Origin of the sequence: Nocardia sp. NPDC006982 (assembly GCF_042869435.1) — a bacterium.
Classification (GTDB): domain Bacteria; phylum Actinomycetota; class Actinomycetes; order Mycobacteriales; family Mycobacteriaceae; genus Nocardia.
In genome coordinates, this window is record NZ_JBIAFV010000002.1 from 574,120 (window position 1) to 590,624 (window position 16,505).

17 protein-coding genes are annotated in these 16,505 nt (G+C 65.4%); 12 read left to right on the forward strand and 5 right to left on the reverse strand.

Going from position 1 to position 16,505, the window contains the following annotated elements:
• Positions 1–172: 172 nt before the first annotated feature.
• Entirely contained in the window at positions 173–739 is a 567-nt protein-coding gene (locus ACFYOW_RS11575; protein WP_387286883.1) for a CGNR zinc finger domain-containing protein, read from the reverse strand.
• Positions 740–798: 59 nt separating this feature from the next.
• On the opposite strand from ACFYOW_RS11575, the gene ACFYOW_RS11580 reads away from it, so the two are divergent.
• Positions 799–1,683, forward strand: coding sequence for an alpha/beta fold hydrolase (locus ACFYOW_RS11580; RefSeq protein ID WP_387286885.1), 885 nt, complete (start codon positions 799–801; stop codon positions 1,681–1,683).
• On the opposite strand, the gene ACFYOW_RS11585 is transcribed toward ACFYOW_RS11580, so the two are convergent.
• Complete coding sequence (locus ACFYOW_RS11585) at positions 1,659–2,606, reverse strand: LysR family transcriptional regulator (protein WP_387286887.1); 948 nt, start codon at positions 2,604–2,606, stop codon at positions 1,659–1,661. The two genes, ACFYOW_RS11580 and ACFYOW_RS11585, sit on opposite strands and share 25 nt — an antisense overlap.
• Before the next feature lie 113 nt (positions 2,607–2,719).
• Between ACFYOW_RS11585 and ACFYOW_RS11590 the strand changes: the two genes are divergently transcribed.
• From ACFYOW_RS11590 to ACFYOW_RS11605, 4 genes are all read left to right on the forward strand, one after another.
• Positions 2,720–3,979: an MFS transporter gene (locus tag ACFYOW_RS11590; RefSeq protein WP_387286889.1), complete on the forward strand. Its 1,260-nt coding sequence runs from the start codon at positions 2,720–2,722 to the stop codon at positions 3,977–3,979.
• 119 nt (positions 3,980–4,098) lie between these two features.
• A complete protein-coding gene (locus tag ACFYOW_RS11595; RefSeq protein ID WP_387286891.1) occupies positions 4,099–4,689 on the forward strand; it encodes a TetR/AcrR family transcriptional regulator in 591 nt (196 codons plus the stop codon).
• Positions 4,689–6,494 carry an alpha/beta fold hydrolase gene (locus ACFYOW_RS11600; RefSeq protein ID WP_387286893.1) on the forward strand — a complete coding sequence of 602 codons (1,806 nt, stop codon included), beginning with the start codon at positions 4,689–4,691 and terminating at the stop codon, positions 6,492–6,494. Before ACFYOW_RS11595 ends, ACFYOW_RS11600 begins: the two co-directional genes overlap by 1 nt.
• Before the next feature lie 287 nt (positions 6,495–6,781).
• The gene (locus ACFYOW_RS11605) at positions 6,782–8,449 is read left to right on the forward strand and encodes a cutinase family protein (protein ID WP_387286894.1); all 1,668 of its coding nucleotides are present in this window, start codon (positions 6,782–6,784) and stop codon (positions 8,447–8,449) included.
• A 61-nt stretch (positions 8,450–8,510) separates the two neighbouring features.
• On the opposite strand, the gene ACFYOW_RS11610 is transcribed toward ACFYOW_RS11605, so the two are convergent.
• On the reverse strand, positions 8,511–8,696 hold the full coding sequence (locus tag ACFYOW_RS11610; protein WP_387286896.1) for a hypothetical protein: 186 nt from the start codon (positions 8,694–8,696) through the stop codon (positions 8,511–8,513).
• Positions 8,697–8,812: 116 nt separating this feature from the next.
• Between ACFYOW_RS11610 and ACFYOW_RS11615 the strand changes: the two genes are divergently transcribed.
• On the forward strand, positions 8,813–9,742 hold the full coding sequence (locus tag ACFYOW_RS11615; RefSeq protein ID WP_387286897.1) for a DMT family transporter: 930 nt from the start codon (positions 8,813–8,815) through the stop codon (positions 9,740–9,742).
• A gap of 6 nt (positions 9,743–9,748) precedes the next feature.
• On the opposite strand, the gene ACFYOW_RS11620 is transcribed toward ACFYOW_RS11615, so the two are convergent.
• Positions 9,749–10,216, reverse strand: coding sequence for a MarR family winged helix-turn-helix transcriptional regulator (locus ACFYOW_RS11620; protein ID WP_387286899.1), 468 nt, complete (start codon positions 10,214–10,216; stop codon positions 9,749–9,751).
• A gap of 54 nt (positions 10,217–10,270) precedes the next feature.
• Between ACFYOW_RS11620 and ACFYOW_RS11625 the strand changes: the two genes are divergently transcribed.
• From ACFYOW_RS11625 to ACFYOW_RS11650, 6 genes are all read left to right on the forward strand, one after another.
• A complete protein-coding gene (locus tag ACFYOW_RS11625; RefSeq protein WP_387286901.1) occupies positions 10,271–10,888 on the forward strand; it encodes a hypothetical protein in 618 nt (205 codons plus the stop codon).
• Positions 10,889–10,914: 26 nt separating this feature from the next.
• Positions 10,915–11,562 (forward strand): class I SAM-dependent DNA methyltransferase, encoded by a 648-nt coding sequence (locus ACFYOW_RS11630; protein WP_387286902.1) that lies wholly within the window; start codon positions 10,915–10,917, stop codon positions 11,560–11,562.
• A gap of 142 nt (positions 11,563–11,704) precedes the next feature.
• On the forward strand, positions 11,705–13,057 hold the full coding sequence (locus ACFYOW_RS11635; protein WP_387286904.1) for a wax ester/triacylglycerol synthase family O-acyltransferase: 1,353 nt from the start codon (positions 11,705–11,707) through the stop codon (positions 13,055–13,057).
• A 57-nt stretch (positions 13,058–13,114) separates the two neighbouring features.
• Complete coding sequence (locus ACFYOW_RS11640; RefSeq protein WP_387286906.1) at positions 13,115–13,855, forward strand: class I SAM-dependent methyltransferase; 741 nt, start codon at positions 13,115–13,117, stop codon at positions 13,853–13,855.
• 217 nt (positions 13,856–14,072) lie between these two features.
• The gene (locus ACFYOW_RS11645) at positions 14,073–15,197 is read left to right on the forward strand and encodes an NAD(P)H-dependent flavin oxidoreductase (protein ID WP_387286908.1); all 1,125 of its coding nucleotides are present in this window, start codon (positions 14,073–14,075) and stop codon (positions 15,195–15,197) included.
• Positions 15,198–15,339: 142 nt separating this feature from the next.
• Positions 15,340–15,513 carry a hypothetical protein gene (locus ACFYOW_RS11650; protein WP_387286910.1) on the forward strand — a complete coding sequence of 58 codons (174 nt, stop codon included), beginning with the start codon at positions 15,340–15,342 and terminating at the stop codon, positions 15,511–15,513.
• 7 nt (positions 15,514–15,520) lie between these two features.
• Here ACFYOW_RS11650 and ACFYOW_RS11655 read toward each other — a convergent pair whose 3' ends face one another.
• Complete coding sequence (locus ACFYOW_RS11655; RefSeq protein ID WP_387286911.1) at positions 15,521–16,471, reverse strand: oxidoreductase; 951 nt, start codon at positions 16,469–16,471, stop codon at positions 15,521–15,523.
• Positions 16,472–16,505: the final 34 nt, after the last annotated feature.

A 16,505-nucleotide genomic window follows, 5' to 3' on the forward strand; every position in this document is an offset into this window, starting at 1 on the left:
TCCGAGGGTCGCGAGGTGGCCCAGCAGGAGGTCGAGCGCGACCGAGCAACGGTGAGTTCGACCGCGAGTCCATAGACGCAAGCGCCGTCGCCGAGAAGCCGATCCGGCAGTCCCAGGGTCACCGCGACCCGCAGTGCCAGCCGAATTCGGTTGGGCCATAGCGGTGCCGCTGCTACTCCGATGCTTCCCGGGCCCGCAGGTTTCGCTTCTTGGCGCGATTGCCACAGGTATCCATCGAGCACCAGCGCCGGCTTCCCGGGCGGGACAGGTCGACGAAGTAGGCCTGGCAGCTTTCGCCCGCGCATCGCCGTATTCGGGCGGCGGTCGGCGAGGTGACCAGATCCAGTGCGTCACGGGCGACTGTCGCCAAGACCGCCGCGATCGGGTCGGGCGCGGTCCACTGCAATTCCCCGCGCCGGTCGAGACTCGGGATCGGAACATGTTGGCTCGCCGCCTTGTTGATGACGGCGCGGTCCCGGTCGGACGGATGTACCGGGCCCTTGGTTGTGCGGGCCAGGTCGACCACCCGAAAAATGGCCTCCCGCAACGTTCGCGCGGACTCGACGGCGTGAATGTCAGGTGTCGCGGCGACCCGGTCCCAGGGGCTGAATTGCGCAACCCATGCCGTCAGCGCCGCCGGATCGGTCAACTCCTCAGCCTCGGCGGGCGAGCCGCGGTGGCGCAACGTCCGCACGTAATCGAGGCAGATTCGACCGGATCCTTCACGAAATAGAGGCACGCACCCAGTGTATGGAACCGCTTTGACTGGTTCGCATGGAACTGGTTAAAGTGGTTCACATGACCGACGAAGTAACGGATGCGCAACTGGCACAGTCACTCTCGGGAGACTTTCGCAGCCACCATGCCCAGATCAACGGCATTCGGCTGCACTACGTCGCGGGCGGTACGGGCTCGCCGGTGATACTTCTGCCGGGATGGCCCCAAACCTGGTGGCAGGCCCGCAAGATCATGCCGCTGCTCGGGCGTCATCACCGGGTCATCGCCGTCGACCTGCGCGGTATGGGCGCCTCGGATACTCCGGACCACGGTTACGACAAGAAGACGATGGCCGAGGATATCCACCAACTGGTCCGACATCTCGGTTACTCGACGGTCGACGTCGCCGGACACGATATCGGCTCAATGGTCGCCTTCAGCCTCGCCGCCAACCATCCGGAAACCGTGCGCAGGCTGGCGCTGCTGGAGGAGCCGCATCCCGATGATCGGCTCTACGACTTCCGCCTGCTGCCCGGACCCGCGGAACGGGCCCGGCACCGATGGTGGTTCGCCTTCAATCAGGTCGCCGAACTACCCGAACAGCTCCTGGCCGGGCGCGGCAGGCACCTGGTCGACTACCTGTGCCATCGAAATCTGCGCAATCCCAACGCCATCGACGAACAGTCCCGTGCGGTGTACGCACGCGCCTATTCCCGTCCCGAGTCGATCCGCGCCGCCAACGGCTGGTATCAGAGTTTCACCCAGGACATCGAAGACGGCCGGATGTACCCGAAACTGACGATACCCGTTGCCGCACTGCACTTTCCGGGCCACACCGACATCCTCGACAGTCTCGCCGAGCGAGCAACCGACGTGCTCGCCATCGAAATCCCCGACAGCGGCCACTATCTCGCCGAGGAACAGCCCGACCTCGTCGCAGCTCACCTGTGCGACTTCTTCGGATAGGGCGCCCAGTCCGGGGTCCATACGTCGTCGTCGAAAGTCGTCTGGTACCTGGTGTGCAGGTACTCCAGGAAGTTCGCGAGGACAGGATGTGCGTTGTCTACTCGCCAGATCACGGAAAGTGGGTAAACCGGGGTCGGGTCGACGACGGGGATGCGGCGCAGGTCGTAGCTTTCCGGCCAGAGGTATCGGGAACCTTCGCCGACGAAAGTGGCGAGTCGGGTCGAGTCCGCGAGTTCGGCCAGGAGCGCTTCGATGCCGAAGCTCGGGCCGATCGTGACGATGTTCAGTCCGAACGCGGTCGCCAAATCGTTGTAGTAGCCGACTGGTTCGGCGTCGGACATGCCGAGCATCCAGATCGGGTGATCGGTGAGTTCGGCCGGTGTCACCGTCTTGGCGTTCGCCAGTGGATGCCGCGGACCGACGAGCAGTTCGTGTCGGTCGTCGATGACACGGGATGCCCGGAGTCCGCTCGGGACCTCGAGGTGGCGTAGGGATCTGAAGGTGGCGTCGATGGTGCCCGCACTGATTTCGGCCAGCGCTGACTCCGCGTCGAAGTTGGTCAGGGTGACGACATCGAGCTCTATATCGGGATCTTGCTGGTAGAAGGCGTGCAGGATGGTGGAGGGTGCAATCCTGCGGGCCACGACGTCGATCCGCAGGGCCCTGCGCCCCGGAGTCACTGCCGCGGTCGCGCGTTCGGCGGCACGGAGTAGTTCGCGGGCATGCGGTAGCAATGCTTGCCCGTCGACGGTGAGCCGCGCACCCCTGGCGATCCGCGCGAAAAGCTGAACTCCGAGTTCTCGCTCCAGCGTGGCCACTCGTTTCGACGCGGCCTGCTGAGTGATTCGCAGATCGTCGGCAGCGGCTTGGAACTGGCCGGTCTCGGCAACCGCGACGAAGGTACGAACCGCATCGAGATCCACGAGCGAAAACCTACTCCCACAACGAAAAGTTGTGACACTCCGCTCGATTCGTTGTTGGTGACAGCACCCATCGACCGGCTTCAATCTCCCTGACAACAGAGGGAGTGCGGAATATGTGGCGGAGCGCGAAACCGGGTCGGACGTTCGGGTGGTTGTGGGCCGCCTACGCGGTCAGCGCCTACGGGACCGGACTCGGGTTCGGAGCATTTTCGGTCGTCGCCATCACCGTGCTGAATGCCAGTTCAGCGGAAGTGGCGGCCTTGTCGGCGTCCGGGCTGGCAATCGGCGCACTGCTGGCGGTTCCGCTCGGGCCGTGGATGGAGTTTCGCGCCAAGCGGCCGGTCATGATCGCCACGGACCTGATCCGCTTCGCAACGCTGGCTTCCGTACCGCTCGCCTACTGCCTGGGTGGATTGTCTTTCGCGCAGCTCTTGGTGGTCTCCATCGTCACCGCGGCAGCGAAGATCGCGTTCACCGCGGCCAGTGGCGCGTACCTCAAGACCGTTGTCCCCGCCGACGGACTTCTCGTGGCCACCAGTCGTTTCGAGTCCACTACCTGGTCGGCCACGGTCATCGGACCGCCGGTGGGCGGCGCGGCTATCGGGTTGCTGGGTCCGGTGACCACCGTTGTCATCGATGCGGTGAGCTACCTGCTCTCGGCGCTCGGCATCACCGCGATCAGGGAACCCGAGCAGCCACCGCCGCTGCGGAAGACCCGAACGCGCCGGTCGAGCGAAATCGTCGAGGGGTGGCGCTACATCCTCACCCACCACACGCTGCGTCGGTTCTTCGTCAACACCATGCTGGTCAACGGGCTGATCATGGCCGGGGAGCCGCTGTTGTCGGTGCTGATGCTCGCGCACCTGCATTTCCCGGTCTGGCAGTACGGACTGGCCTTCGCTGTTCCGTGTATCGGCGGCCTGATCGGGTCACGACTCGCTCGCCGCATCGCTTCCCGCTGCGGCGAACAGACGGTGCTGCGGGTCTTCGGCACGTTACGTGCCTGCTGGCCGCTCGGGCTGGCGTTCATCCGGCCGGGCCCGGCCGGGCTGGTGATCGTGATGGTCACCGAGTTCGGGCTCATCATCTGCATCAGCATTTTCAACGCCGTCTTCGCCGCCTATCGGTTGAACAACACCGAAACCGATCGCCATGCCCGGGTCCTCGCCGCGTGGTCGATCACCAGCAGCATCAGCATCGCGGCAATCACCGTGACATGGGGTCTGCTGGCACAACTCACCAGCCCGCGTGCGGCCATTGCGCTGGCCGGAGTTCTCCTGCTCGCCACGCCCTTCCTGCTGCCGCGGCAAGTGGCCGCGCCCGAACCGATCCCGCCGCATGAAGTTCTCGCCAAGGACAGCGCGCAAGCCTGACCCGACATCGTGGTCCAGGGAGCTGGACGGCCGCTTCAGGGCTCGTCATGACATCGGTGCGGCGGTTGGCGAGGCCGATTCAGGTTGCAAAATCTATAGACCGGTCTATTCTGAGATTCATGGTTACGTCCAAAGGTGCTCAGACGAGTGGGCAGTTGGTGGAGTCGATGCTGGAGTTGATCCAGGCTCGGGGGTATAGCGGTACGGGGCTGAACACCGTTGTGGACCATGCGGGGGCGCCGAAAGGGTCGTTGTACTTCCACTTTCCGGAGGGGAAGGAGCAGCTCGGGGAGAAGGCGATCGAGTTGGCGGCCGAGCGGTTCCGGAGCTTGCTGGACGAGACGGCCGGGGCCGGGGCGTCGCCGGGGGAGGTGATTCGGCGGGTTGTGGAGGTGCTGGCCGGGCTGGTCGCGGACAGCGATTTTCAACTCGGTTGCCCGGTTTCGGTGGTCACGTTGGAGATGGGCGCGCACAGCGAACGACTGCGGGCCGTGTGTGCGGCGGCGTTCGAATCGTGGATCGAGCCGGTGCGTGAATACCTGGTCGCGGCAGGGCATTCGGAGGCGGCCGCGCGCACGCTGGCGACGGCGACGGTCAGTGCGGTCGAGGGTGCGGTGATCGTGGCGCGCGCCAAACGCGATGTGGAGCCGTTGCACAGCACGGCACAACTGCTGGCGGTCCTGCTCGACCAGCCGGGGGCGGTGGCGTGATGACCCCCCGCCACGCGCTGGTATTCGGCGCCACCGGCTTTATCGGTCGTAATTTGATCCTGACCTTGGACCAGGCCGGAGTCCGCGTCACCGCCGCGGTGCGCAGCAGAGAATCGTTCACGCGGCTTGCCGGGCGGTTGGCCGATCACGGGTGCCGGACGGCGCCGGCCGAGCTGATTGTCGACTTCGACGCCGATCCCTTTGTCCAGGGCGAGGATTCGGCGTGGGCGGACGTCACCGAGATCTACAACTGCGCCGGCGCTTACCGATTCGGGATGACGAAGGACCAGGCGCGGCACGGCAATGTCGACAGTGTCCGCTCGGTGGTGGCCTTCGCCGCGCGGCTGCCGCAGCTGTCGCGGCTCGTATACGTCTCCGGCTACCGAGTCGGCGGTCAGGATCCGACCGCCGTTCCGTGGAGCCCGGAGCGGGTGGAACGAACCCATCGTCGTCTGGGCGCCTATGAGGCGTCGAAGGTGGAAAGCGATGCGGTATTCCAGGCCGCCGCCGATGAACTCGGCGTGCCGTGGTCGATCGTCAACCCGCCCACCGTCATCGGGCCGAGTGACACCGGCGAATCCGATCAGCAACTGGGCCTCGCGACCAGCTTGAAGGAGATTTGGCAAGGCACGGCGGCGGCACTGCCGGGCAACTCCCGCACCTTCGTGCCGGTGATCCCGGTCGACTACCTGACCCGCTTCATGACCTTGCTTCCAACCGATCCCGCCACAGCCGGCGCGGCGTACTGGGTACTCGACGACGCCACGCCCGCTCTCCCGACTCTGCTGTCGCAGGTCGGTCGGCACTACCGAGTGCCGGTACCGCGCACGCGCATCCCGGTCGCGCTGGTGCAGCGCCTACCGCAGTCGTTGACGAAAGCCGACCCGGAGACACTGACTTTCCTGTCCACCGACCGGTACCCCACGGACTCGGCACACGAACTCGCCCGCAGGCATGGCCTCGATATGCCCGACACCACACGCACGATCCTGCGATGGGCCGACCATCTCGCCGCACATCGGTTCGGGACTGCTCCAACCGGCAGTGCCGCAAGGACTTTCGACGAATACGCCGGTGTCCGTACGTTCCGGATCGGCGAGCCCGACGCACCCACCGTGATACTGCCCGGCCTGCCGGTCAATGCCGACACCTGGGCTCCGATCGCGGCGGCCATCGGCCACGCCCAAGTGCTGGACCTACCCGGTCTCGGGATGTCCGCGGGCGATCGAGGCGACTGGCAGGCATGGGTCGACGCACTGCTCGAACGATCATCCGGCGCGCACCTGGTCGGTCACTCCATCGCCGCCGCCGCGGTGGTCGAGGCCGCGGCCGCGCATCCGGACAAGGTCGGATCGATCACGCTGGTCGCCCCGTTCTTTCTCCAGCCCAGCGCTGGGCTTTCGGCACGGGCCACACCCCTGACCAGGTGGTATCTGCGTCGGATGAGCTCTGAGTCCTTGTCCGACAAGCTCACCGGCTCGACCGACCACGCGGCTGTTCTGCGATCGAGCGTCCAGGATCTGCGTCGCGCGAAGGTCGCGGCCACCGTCGCCACACTGTTCGCCGCAACGACGAACGCACGCTGGCGCAGCGAACTCGCCGACAAGCTCGCGCGATATCCCGGACCGGTGCACGTGATCACCGGAAGCGCGGACCCGCTCGATCCAGCTCTGTTCGAACCACTCTTGCCCGGGACCGAATTCAGCACGATCGACGGAGCTGCCCATCATCCACAACTGACACACCCCGACGAATTGGCGCGTGCTATTGCCGGAGCGGAGCCGACGGTCCATTTCATGCGGTGACAGATTCGCAAGGACCTCCAGCGCTCGGCCCAGAAGTGCGAAACCCAGGATGCCCGATCAGTAAGCACATCGGCGCTGGCACCGCAGAACCACCAGTCGACCATGCCGTTGACCAGCGTAGCTATACCGAGCGGGCCGTTAATTAGTGACATGCAAGTTGGCCGGAACGTAACTTTTTGTCGGCCCGCGGTAACGATTCGGCCCTCGGGTCCGACGTCCTTCAAGACAGATGGCCTTGTCGGGGGGCCTGTCCGTCCACTTGTCGGTTTTGGATTGGGGAACGGGACATGGCTCTTCGGGAGTTCTTCGCGCGCCATCGCATGGCTTCGGCCATCGCCGCGCCCGCGTCATTGGGAGTGGTGGCGATCGTCGCCGCTTCGATGGCGCTGACATCGACGCACGAAACCGTCGACACGCGCCTGCGGGCATCCGTTACGGAGTGCCACGACATGGTGACGATTTCGGTCGCCGGGCGTCGGGACACGCCCGATGCCGCGACCACGAAAATGCTGGTCGGGGCCAATGGTGAGGAGCTGCCCGCCGCGCTGTCCGGTGATCACAGCAGCGAATGGGTCGATCCGGTCGTCAACGCACCGGCCGACGATGTCGATCCCGGCTCGTATGCCGCCGTCTACATCGCCTATCCGGCGAATATGGACACCTACGAGGACGCCGTCAACGCGGGTGTCGCGAATACCGAACAGGTGATGCGGGAAATCTCACAGGCCTGCCCGGACACCAAGTTCTCGATCGTCGGCTACAGCGAGGGCGCCGATGTGGTGCGCCGCGTCGCCATGACGATCGGGCATCAGAGCGCCGATCAGGATGGTGGCTACGGCATCGTCGATCCGGCCGATGTCGTCGGTGTCGTCATCCTCGCCGACGCCGGACGTTCGGCGGGCGACGGCCCGTTCCCGGGTTCGAAGGATCCGTACAGCAACCCCGACGGGTTCGACCAGAAGTATCAGAACGGCACGAAAGCCACGTCGGGCCAGGGTGCACTGCCCGGCACCAGCGGTGACTTCGGTGCGCTGAACGGCAAGATCGCGTCGTTCTGCTCCGATGGCGACCTCACGTGCTCGGCGCCGCAGAACATTTCACTGCTGCAGTTGGTGGTGAATGTGGGTCGCCAGTTGAATGTCGATGCACTGGAACGCGACGGGCTCACCCCCGCGACCGGGCAGGACGTTGCCGTTGTCCTCGGCCGAATCGCGTTGGCGGCATTCGCGGACATCCAGTCGCAGCCGAACTGGATGCAGAGCGATGAGACGTTTCTGCAAGTGCTGCTGAGGGTTTCGGATCCGGAATACAAGCCGGGACAGACGTCGCAGACTCCGGCCAAGGCGGAAGCGATCTCGACCAATCAGATGTCGCCGCTGGCCTATCTGCCGCAGAAGGTGTTCAACGAAATCATCGGTCTCATCGTGACGAACCAGAACACCATCCCGGTGATCATGAGCGACCCGTACCAGCAGACGCTCGGTCCCAATGCGACCGGTCACCACTTCGACTACTGGCGCGACGCCGACCCGAACAACGGTAAGCCGCTGACATCCGCCGAGTACGCGGCCGCCTGGCTCACCCATCTGGCGAAGCAGGCCCAGGCGGGTCAGCCGGTCGACCCAACCGCCAAGCCGGAGTCGGCCGATCTGGCCGCCGCCTACCAGGCGGCGACCTCGACGACCAAGACGCCCGAACCGAGCAAGACCACGACAACGCAATCCGCGGCACCGACGACCACCACCACCACCGCCGCCCCCGCGAAGACGGAAGTCAACAGCCAGCCGACGACCACGACCACCACCGCGCCGCCGCCGAGCACACCGGCGGTGACGACACCACCTGCTTCGACCACCACGACCACTCAGCCCCCGAAGCCGACCACCACCGAATCCACCACCACGACAACGCAATCCGCGGCACCGACCACCACCAGCGGGTCGAGTCACCCCTGATCCGGTCAGGAGCGCAGGTCCGCACGGCTGGCGCCGTCGCGGGCCTGCGCCGACATCCTTTTCAGCGGTCGAGGCGTCGGATGGCGCCTGCCAGTAGCCCTAGGCGTCTCGGCCGAACAGCCCGCTTGGTCTCGTCCCGACGCCCCCAGGCGATGAAGACGAAGAGCACCAGCAGGATCAGCGGGGTGTACACGGCCAGTAGCCGTCGATGACGAAGGCGTTGGTGTAGGCGGCGCGGATCTTGCATCGGTACAGACGAGACCTGATCGCCGAATCCTCGTTCATTTCCAACCACCCCATGATGGGATGTGTTCGTATAGGCTCCGATTCGATCGGAAGCGAGCAGGGCGAGATGGTGAAGCGATGACGCAGCGCGGGTGGGTGCTGTTCTTGGCGATGGGTGTCATCTGGGGCGTGCCCTACGCGATGATCCGGATCGCGGTCGAGGATTTCGACCCGATCGCGGTGGCATTCGGCCGAACCTTCTTGGGCGCGCTGATCCTGCTGCCGATCGCGCTGTACACCAAGACACTCGCCCCGGTGTTGAAGCGCTGGCGCCCGCTGCTGCTGTACACGCTGGTCGAGATCACCGGACCGTGGTTTCTGATCGGGTACGCGGAGACCACGTTGAACAGCTCGACCGTCGGGCTGCTGATCGCCGCGGTTCCGCTGGTCGGAGTGGTGATCCTGTCCAAACCCATTCAGGGTCTCGGCGCAAAAGTGTGGCCCAGGTACTCCTTCTCACACGATCGCTTCGACGCGCGCCGTACTACCGGATTGATCATCGGATTCGCAGGGGTCGCTGCGCTGGTCGGCTTCGATATCGATCTGACACAGCCCGCCGCCATCGGCGCCATCGGGCTGACCACCATCGGTTACGCCATCGGCCCGATCATCATCAACCGCGCACTCGCCGATCTGCCGCCGCTCGGTGTTGTCACCGGGTCACTGATTCTGGCCGCGGTGATCTACACACCGTTGGCCGCACTCCGCCGGCCGACACATTTCACCGCCGACGCGTCGTGGTCGGTGCTCGGGCTGGCCGCAATCTGCACGGCCGCAGCTTTCCTGGTGTTCTTCGCGCTGATCAGCGAGGTCGGCCCGGCCCGCGCCACGGTCATCACCTACATCAATCCCGCGGTGGCCATCGTGCTCGGCGTCACCCTGCTGGACGAGCCGCTGACCATCGGCATGGGCATCGGCTTCCCACTGGTCATTCTCGGCTCGATCCTCGGCACCGCCCGCGCCCGCGCCGCCGATGAACCGGCCGCGACGCCGGTCACCCAGTCCTGAGCACCCTCATGCGCTGAAGGTCAGACCGGCGCCGCCGATGATTTTCAGCAGCACCGCGCGCAGCCGCTCCACCTCGGCCTCACCGATGATCGCGTCGAGGTGCGCGTCGAATTGCTCGATCACATCCAACCCCGCCTCGACCACGGACCAGCCGAGCGACGTGAGGCGAACCAGGCGGGCCCGCCGATCGGTCGGGTCGGGCATCACCTCGACATAGCCGCGCGCATCCAGATGCCGCACGAGTTCACCCATCGCCTGCTTGGTCATGCCCGCACGACCGGCGAGATCGATCAGCCGCGTGCCTTCGGGATCGATGACCTGGAACACCGGCGCATGCGCGGCCCGCAGATCGGTGAATCCGGCCGCCGCCAAGCCCGCATCCAACTCGGCCGCAAGCGTTCGCGCCGCAGCGCCGAGCAGATTCCCGAGTGGTGGCGGCCGATCAGCCAACGGATTAGTCAGGCTCTTGACCATTACAGATCTCCTTCGTACCTTTAGTCAGGAACCTTACTACTTTGGATGGTGCACATGACTAGGCAGGTTGTCGTCGGACTCGCAGCGCTCGCCCTGGTAATCGAACTCGGCTGGCTGGCCTTCGCGGACGGATCGGTCGGGGCGATCACCGCGGTGGTGCTCGCGAGCATTGCGGCGCTCACGGTGACCGCAGGCCGCTTCGTGGTCGTCGATACGACGGTGCGAATCCTGTTGGGCGCGTTGTTCGCCGGATCGGTCGCCGACCGGTTCGGACTGCTCGGGGGGCCGGGTGCGGACGGTGTCTCGTGGGGCGACTACTCGGCGTTCACCGACTACACCCGCACACTCACACCACAGGTCCTCGATTGGTCGGTGCCCGCGCTGGCCGCCGTAGCGACCGCATCGGAAACCCTCCTCGCCATCGGCTTGATCCTCGGTATCGCCGCGAAACTCACCGCACGCGCCGCGGCCGCGGTGTTGATCTCCTTCGCGGCAGCGATGTGGACCTCGGTGGGGTTCGACGAAATGTGTTCCTACGGCGTCCTTGTCTTGGCGGGCGGCGCCGCAATTCTCGGCACCTGCGACACCGCCCTGCGCCTCGACAAACTGTTCCGCCGCATAGCTGTCGCCGGGCTTGGCGATGAAATCCAGCGTCGCGGCGCGACTCGATGAAGGCGACAGGAGGGCATGATGTTCGGGTGACAGCGAACAGTCGAACCGATCCCGCGGACGTGGCGCACACCCGGGCCGCCTATGACGAGAACGCGATCCGCTACGCCGAATTCGCCAAAGATCACCTGGCAACACAGCCGTTCGACCGCGCCATGCTCGGCATATTCGCGGAACTGGTGCACGACGGTCGAGTGGCCGACCTGGGGTGCGGTGAAGGCCGAATGACCGCGCACCTGTCCAGGCTCGGCCTGGATATCTTCGGGATCGACCTGTCACCGCGGCTGCTCGAATTGGCGCGGGCTCAGTATCCGACACTCGACTTCGAGGAGGGCTCGCTCGAGCACCTCGATATCGGCGACGCCACTCTCGCGGGAATTCTCGTGTGGTATTCGATCATCCATCTGCCGCCGGAACGAATGCCCGCTGTGTTGGCGGAGTTTCATCGGGTACTCGAGCCGAGAGGGCACGCACTGCTCGCGTTCTTCCAGGCACCCGATGTCCAGGATCCGGAACCGTTCGACCACAAGGTGATAACCGCCTACCGATGGTCACCGGATCGGCTCGCCACACTGGCCGAACAGGCCGGTTTCACGCCGATCGCCCGGTTGGTCCGGGTACCGGATCCCGGCGAGCGGGGCCGCCAGGCGTACCTGCTCCTGGCCAAGGATCGCTGATTCGGCGAACGCGAATCCGCACCTTTCAGTAAGGTTGGGGACAGCACAGGGGACATGGCTGTGCGGGCCCTTATCGACATCGTGGTCGTTTTCCTTTTCACCAAGACCTCAGCACCACACCGTCGTCAGGGGGCGACAGACCATGGAGCTCATTTCTCCGATCGATGCCGTATTTCTGCTGGCCGAATCTCGCGAGCATCCGATGCACGTCGGTTCGCTACAACTATTCGAGGCACCGGAGGACGCCGGGCCCGATTTCGCGCGGCTGACCCACGAGAAGTTGTTGGCGGACAACGAATTCCACCCCACCTTCCGCAAGCGCCCGGCAACCTGGCTCGGCGCACCGCAGCTGGCGTGGACCCAGGACGAGGACGTCGAACTCGGCTACCACCTGCGTCGATCGGCGCTGCCGAGTCCCGGCAGCTTCGCTCAACTGCTCGAACTCGCCTCCGACCTGCACAGCACCCTGCTCGACCGGCACCGTCCGCTATGGGAAATCCACGTGGTGGAGGGCCTGAACGACGGCCGTTTCGCGCTCTACTCGAAGATGCATCACGCGCTGATCGATGGCGTCACCGCGCAGCGAGTGCTGCAGCGAACGCTCACCAACGATCCCACGGCGAGCGAAACACGCGTGCCGTGGAACCTGCCTCGGTCGCGCAAGACTGAACCGTCGGGCTCGCTGCTGGGCGGGCTCGCGCGAAATCTCTTGTCGGCGGCCAATTCCGGGCCCGCCGCGCTGCGGGTCGCACGAGCCGCATTGGTGCAGCAACAGTTGACCATGCCCTTCGAGGCGCCGCGCTCGATGTTCAATGTGCCGATCGGCGGCGCCCGGCGGTGCGCGGTCCGGTCCTGGCCGCTGGAGCGGGTCAAGCAGGTCAAGAAGGCGACCGGCACGACCGTCAACGATGTGGTGCTCGCGATGTCGGCCGGTGCGTTGCGCGCGTATCTGATCGAACAGAATGCGCTGCCCGATAAGCCGTTGATCGCCATGGTTCCGGTCTCGCTGCGGGCCGATGAGGACGATGCCGAGGCCAGCGGCGTCAGGGTCGGCGCGATCCTGTGCAATCTCGGCACCGATATCGCCGATCCGATCGAACGGCTGTGCGTGGTGAGCGAATCGATGCGCCGCAGCAAAGAGGTCTACAACTCGCTCTCGCCCATCCAGACCATGGCGCTATCCGGGTTGATGCTCAGCCCGCTGGCCCTGACCCTGCTGCCCGGCATGCTGTCGTTCACGAATCCGCCGTTCAATATCGTCATCTCGAATGTCCCGGGCCCGAAGGAACCGCAGTACTGGAACGGCGCTCGCCTGGACGCCTCATACCCGATGTCGATTCCGTTCGACGGGCAGGCCGTCAACATCACCCTCACCACCAATGTCGACAGTCTGGACTTCGGGCTCGTTGGCTGCCGCCGCAGCGTGCCGCGACTGCAGAGCCTGCTCGACCACCTGGAGAATTCGCTGGCCGAACTGGAGCAGTCAGCCACCTGAGGAGTCGAATCGCCCACGTCGCCAGTCGATAAGCTGAGGCAGGCGACGGGGGCGACGATGACTCTTTACAACCACACCGGGCAGACGTACGCGCGGACCAGGCAACCGGATCCCCGTATCGCCGCGGTCATCGATGACGCGGTAGGTGGCATGGACTCGATCGCCAATATCGGCGCGGGCAGCGGATCCTACGAACCGACCGGCACCGTGATCGCGGTCGAGCCGAGCGAGGTGATGATCGCGCAACGTCCACCCGCCGCCGCACCCGCGGTACAGGCGGTCGCCGAGCAGCTGCCGATCCACGCCGATGCCGTCGATGCCGCACTGGCCATCCTGACCGTGCACCACTGGACCGACCTCGATCGCGGCATCGCCGAACTGAAACGGATCGCCCGCCGCCGCATCGTCATCCTCACCTGGGACCACACCGTCTACCGCGAATTCTGGCTGGTCCGTGACTATCTGCCCGCCGCAGCCGATACCGATGCGCGCCTGGCCGTCCCGCTCCCGCGCCTCATCGACCTTCTCGGCGACGTATCGATCACCGCGATCCCGGTCCCGCACGACTGCGTCGACGGTTTCGGCGGCGCGTACTGGCGGCGACCCGAGGCGTATCTGGAAGAAACCGTGCGCGCGGGAATGTCGATGCTGGCGATGACACCGGCGGCACTACTACGGGATGGACTGAACCGACTCCGCGACGATCTCGCCACCGACGCGTGGTCCGCCCGGTATGCCGAGCTGCTCGACAAATCCCACCTCGACCTGGGCTACCGGCTCGTCACCGCCGAACTCTGATCCGGTCGGGCGGAACGGCTACCCCGAGAAAACTAGAACGTGTTACATTCGATGTCAGGCGTCCGCGCCTGTCGACGAAGCTACCGCCGCGTCATGGCGATATCTGCGGCAGTCGGCCGAATCGGCAGCGCGGGCCGGTGACCAAATATGCAACCCGTTCCAGCACTCGTCAGCCGTTGTGATCCGGCTGCTGAGCAAGTAGGGAGACCAGCACGCCATGCGTACCGAAATCTGCGACCGGCTGGGGATCGAATTCCCCATCTTCGCCTTCACCCATTGCCGCGATGTAGCGGCCGCGGTCAGCAATGCCGGCGGACTCGGCGTGCTCGGTGCGGTGGGTTTCACCGCCGAGGAATTGGAAGTCGAGCTGGCCTGGCTCGACGACCATGTGCACGGTGTGTACGGCGTCGACCTCGTCATCCCGTCGAAGTACGAGGGCAAGGGCATCGATGACCTGACCCCCGAACAGCTGGAAGCCAAACTGGCGGAACTGGTTCCGCAGGGGCACCGGGACTTCGCGGAGAAGCTCCTCAACGACCACGATGTCCCGCATCTGCCCGACGGTGAGCACCACAACCAACTTCTCGGCTGGACCGCGACCACTGTCGCACCGCAGATCGAGGTGATCCTGCGCCATCCCAAGGCCAAGCTGGTCGCCAATGCCCTCGGCACCCCGCCGCCGGATGTGGTCGAGCAGATCCAGGGCTCCGGGCGGCTCATCGGCGCACTGTGCGGTTCGGTGAAGCATGCACTCAACCACAAGCGCGCGGGCCTGGATTTCGTTGTCTGCCAAGGCACCGAGGGCGGCGGGCACTGCGGTGAGATCTCCTCGATGGTGCTGTGGCCGCAGGTGGTCGATGCCATCGGCGATATGCCGCTGCTGGCCGCCGGCGGTATCGGCAACGGTCGTCAGGTCGCCGCGGCCATGGCGATGGGTGCGGCGGGCGCGTGGACCGGCTCGCTGTGGCTGACCGTCGAGGAAGCGAATGTGCCGCCCGCCCAGATGCAGACCTACATCGACGCCACCAGCCAGGACACCGTGCGCTCGCGGTCCTGGACCGGTAAGCCGTGCCGCATGCTGAAGAACGACTGGACCGAGGCCTGGGAGGCGCCGGAGAATCCGGATCCGCTGCCCATGCCGCTGCAGATGATGGTGGCCCTCGACGGCGTCAAGCGCGGGCACCGCTATCCGGAAGCCGCCAAGGATGTGAACTTCAATCCGGTCGGTCAGGTCGTCGGCATGATGAACAAGGTGGAGCGCTCCGCCGACGTGATCGCCCGGCTGATCAACGAGTACGTGGAGGCGTGCGACCGCCTGAACAAGCTCAATAGCGCCCTGTAGCAGGCTCTTCAACGCCGCCCCGACCGGTCGGGGCGGCGTTTTCGTCCTCCCGTGGCTGGGTAGCCGTTCGTCGGCGCACGCGGTATACAGATGATTCGCATTGTTACGGTGCGAGCGCTCGCGTCAGTCTTGGGAGGTCGGCATGTATCCCTGCACCAACCCTCGGTGCGGAAGTCGCGGACATAATGAGCCGGAATGTCCGAATCTGGTACATGCCGATCTGCCGCAACGGCGAAATCTGGTGGTGCTGGCCGTACTTGCCGTCGCGATCGTGAGCTCGCTGGTCCTCGCCGCCTTCGCCGCGGCACCGCATTGATATCTATCTAGGTCGGCGAGAAGTCGTAACGCACACCGGTCAACTGCTCGCTGAGCTGCCACAGTTTGCGCGCGGACGAGCGACGGTAGGCAAGCGGATTGCGCAGTGTCCGCCGCGGATATCCGGCGAACTCGAAACCCGGTCCCACATAGGAGTTTCCGCGCACCTGCGGCACCGTGGCGGCGTACAGCTGCGGCAATGCGCCCATGCGGTCGGACTGGGCCAGCGCGAACAGGATCGCCTGCGGGATCGCCGCCAAGACGCCGCTCACACCCTTCTCACCGTTGCGGTCGTAGAGATGGGTCGCCGACACTCCGGGATGCGCGGCCACCGCGCGCAGGTCGGAACCGGCCGCGCGGGCCCGGCGCTCGAGTTCGGCGGTGAACAGTAGATTCGCCAGTTTGGACTGACTGTAAGCGGGCCAACGCAAATAGAGCCGCTGCCAATTCGGGTCGAGCCAATTGATCACGCCGACCCACGCGGCCACCGACGATACGGTCACCACGCGCGGCCGTTCGGCGCGCAGGAGTGCGGGCAGTATGCCGCCGGTGAATGCGAAGTGGCCGAGGTGATTCGTGCCGAATTGGGCGTCGAATCCGTCGGCCGTGCGTGAGCGCGGCACCGCCATCACGCCCGCATTGTTGATCAGCAGATTGATCCGACCGATGGTGTCGTTGATCTGCGCGGCCGCCCGCGCGACCGAGGCGAGATCGGCCAGATCCAGTTGCAGCACTTCGGGTTCGGGTCCGGTGGCGACCGTGGTGACCGCATCCAATGCCGTCGCGGCCTTCTGCGGATTGCGGCAGGCCAGCAGCACGTGCGCGCCTTTGCTCGCCAATGCCTCGGCGGTGCGCAGGCCTAGGCCGCTATTGGCACCGGTGACCACGACGGTCTTGCCGGATTGATCCGCGATATCCGCAATGGTCCAGCGGCGCGGCAGGATTGGTACCGATTTCACAGAGAACTCCTGGTTGATCAAGCGCAGATCCCGA

Excerpts from the sequence above, each read along its gene's own strand:
- ACFYOW_RS11625 (WP_387286901.1), top strand. The coding sequence starts at position 10,271 with ATGACTAGGCAGGTTGTCGTCGGACTCGCAGCGCTCGCCCTGGTAATC.
- ACFYOW_RS11590 (WP_387286889.1), top strand. The coding sequence starts at position 2,720 with ATGTGGCGGAGCGCGAAACCGGGTCGGACGTTCGGGTGGTTGTGGGCC.
- ACFYOW_RS11600 (WP_387286893.1), top strand. The coding sequence starts at position 4,689 with ATGACCCCCCGCCACGCGCTGGTATTCGGCGCCACCGGCTTTATCGGT.
- ACFYOW_RS11645 (WP_387286908.1), top strand. The coding sequence starts at position 14,073 with ATGCGTACCGAAATCTGCGACCGGCTGGGGATCGAATTCCCCATCTTC.
- ACFYOW_RS11610 (WP_387286896.1), bottom strand. The coding sequence starts at position 8,696 with ATGCAAGATCCGCGCCGCCTACACCAACGCCTTCGTCATCGACGGCTA.
- ACFYOW_RS11595 (WP_387286891.1), top strand. The coding sequence starts at position 4,099 with ATGGTTACGTCCAAAGGTGCTCAGACGAGTGGGCAGTTGGTGGAGTCG.
- ACFYOW_RS11640 (WP_387286906.1), top strand. The coding sequence starts at position 13,115 with ATGACTCTTTACAACCACACCGGGCAGACGTACGCGCGGACCAGGCAA.
- ACFYOW_RS11620 (WP_387286899.1), bottom strand. The coding sequence starts at position 10,216 with ATGGTCAAGAGCCTGACTAATCCGTTGGCTGATCGGCCGCCACCACTC.
- ACFYOW_RS11605 (WP_387286894.1), top strand. The coding sequence starts at position 6,782 with ATGGCTCTTCGGGAGTTCTTCGCGCGCCATCGCATGGCTTCGGCCATC.
- ACFYOW_RS11615 (WP_387286897.1), top strand. The coding sequence starts at position 8,813 with ATGACGCAGCGCGGGTGGGTGCTGTTCTTGGCGATGGGTGTCATCTGG.
- ACFYOW_RS11580 (WP_387286885.1), top strand. The coding sequence starts at position 799 with ATGACCGACGAAGTAACGGATGCGCAACTGGCACAGTCACTCTCGGGA.
- ACFYOW_RS11650 (WP_387286910.1), top strand. The coding sequence starts at position 15,340 with ATGTATCCCTGCACCAACCCTCGGTGCGGAAGTCGCGGACATAATGAG.
- ACFYOW_RS11635 (WP_387286904.1), top strand. The coding sequence starts at position 11,705 with ATGGAGCTCATTTCTCCGATCGATGCCGTATTTCTGCTGGCCGAATCT.